At 48.0% G+C, this 1,485-nt stretch carries 3 pseudogenes; all 3 read left to right on the top strand.

Annotated elements, in window-relative coordinates:
- Window positions 1-95: 95 nt before the first annotated feature.
- Window positions 96-560, top strand: a pseudogene (locus AR333_RS25330) (helix-turn-helix domain-containing protein); the annotation flags it as partial.
- Window position 561: 1 nt separating this feature from the next.
- Window positions 562-833 (top strand): annotated as a pseudogene (locus AR333_RS25325) (IS3 family transposase); the annotation flags it as partial.
- Window position 834: 1 nt separating this feature from the next.
- Window positions 835-1,440, top strand: a pseudogene (locus tag AR333_RS25320) (IS3 family transposase); the annotation flags it as partial.
- Between the last annotated feature and the right edge of the window lie 45 nt (window positions 1,441-1,485).

The following is a 1,485-nucleotide window of genomic DNA, read 5'->3' as shown; positions in this document are numbered from 1 at the left end:
GGGACTGACCCCGTAATGTGAGACAAAACAAAACACCTTCAAGAAAATGCTTCATGTCGTAAGATATGGAGGACAACTTTGGAGGTGTTTTTGCATTGGCAAAAAGAGTAAGCTATCCACTAGAAGTGAAGATGAAAGCGATAAAAATGAGATTAGAATGCATTCCGGCACGCGAGGTTATGGAGCAACTGGGCATACGAAATGTAACACAATTGAAAACCTGGGTGCGGTGGTACCAAAGCGGTGAATTACACCGCCTGGAGCAGCCAGTAGGCAAACAATATAGCTACGGAAAAGGCCCGGTGTATGTGTCAGAACTTGAAAAAGTGAAGGCGGAGAATCGGTTCCTGAGGCAACAAATCGACGTCTTAAAAAAGTACAAGGAGTTGGAAAGGAGGTGTCACCTCAGACCGCCATCGACTGGATGGAGTCCCTTAGAGGAGAAATAAATGTGACGAAGGCTTGTGCATGGCTAGGAATTGCCCGTGCTACATTCTACCGATGGAAAAGAGCAAACCGGGGACTGCGTGAGGATTACACGAGCAAGAAGATTCGGCAGCNCTTGTGCATGGCTAGGAATTGCCCGTGCTACATTCTACCGATGGAAAAGAGCAAACCGGGGACTGCGTGAGGATTACACGAGCAAGAAGATTCGGCAGCTTTGTATTCAGCATAAGTTTCGGTACGGATACCGAAAGATTACTGCCTTGCTTCGAAAAGAACAGACAGTGAATCACAAACGGGTACAGCGGATTATGCAGCGTGAACAGTTGCAATGTCGAGTCAGGGTAAAGAAACGTAAACCAATCGGACAGCCCGCCCGGCTGGCGGAGNCACAAACGGGTACAGCGGATTATGCAGCGTGAACAGTTGCAATGTCGAGTCAGGGTAAAGAAACGTAAACCAATCGGACAGCCCGCCCGGCTGGCGGAGCATCTATTAAAGCGACAATTTCATGCTGACGGCCCGATGCAGAAAATGGTCACGGATATCACCTATTTGCCGTTTGGTGGAAAAATGTTGTACCTATCGAGCATCCTGGACTTGTATAATGGAGAAATTGTGGCCTACAGTATAGCAGACAAACAAGATACGTCGTTTGTGCTGCATACGTTGCAACAACTCCCTAGCCGACCCGGTATGATGCTTCACAGCGACCAAGGCAGTGTGTACACGTCTGAGGCGTACCAAGACGCTGTAAAGGGAAAGGGCATTATCATGAGCATGTCCCGTAAGGGTACGCCCGCTGATAATGCCCCCATCGAATCGTTTCATTCCACGCTAAAGTCTGAAACGTTCTACCTCGAAGGACTCACATGCACAACGACAGCAATCGTTGAACAGACCGTTCGAGACTACATCTTTTACTATAACTCAATTCGCATTCAAACGAAACTAAATAACCAGTCGCCGCTTGAATTCCGACGACTGGCTGCATAACTTGAAAGGTGTTTTGATCCCTGTCTCACAAACAGGGGTCAGTCC

This window comes from Paenibacillus sp. FJAT-26967, from assembly GCF_001541095.1.
GTDB lineage: Bacteria > Bacillota > Bacilli > Paenibacillales > NBRC-103111 > Paenibacillus_F.
Note: the sequence above shows the minus strand (reverse complement) of the source record. Positions and strands in the feature narration are given on the sequence as shown.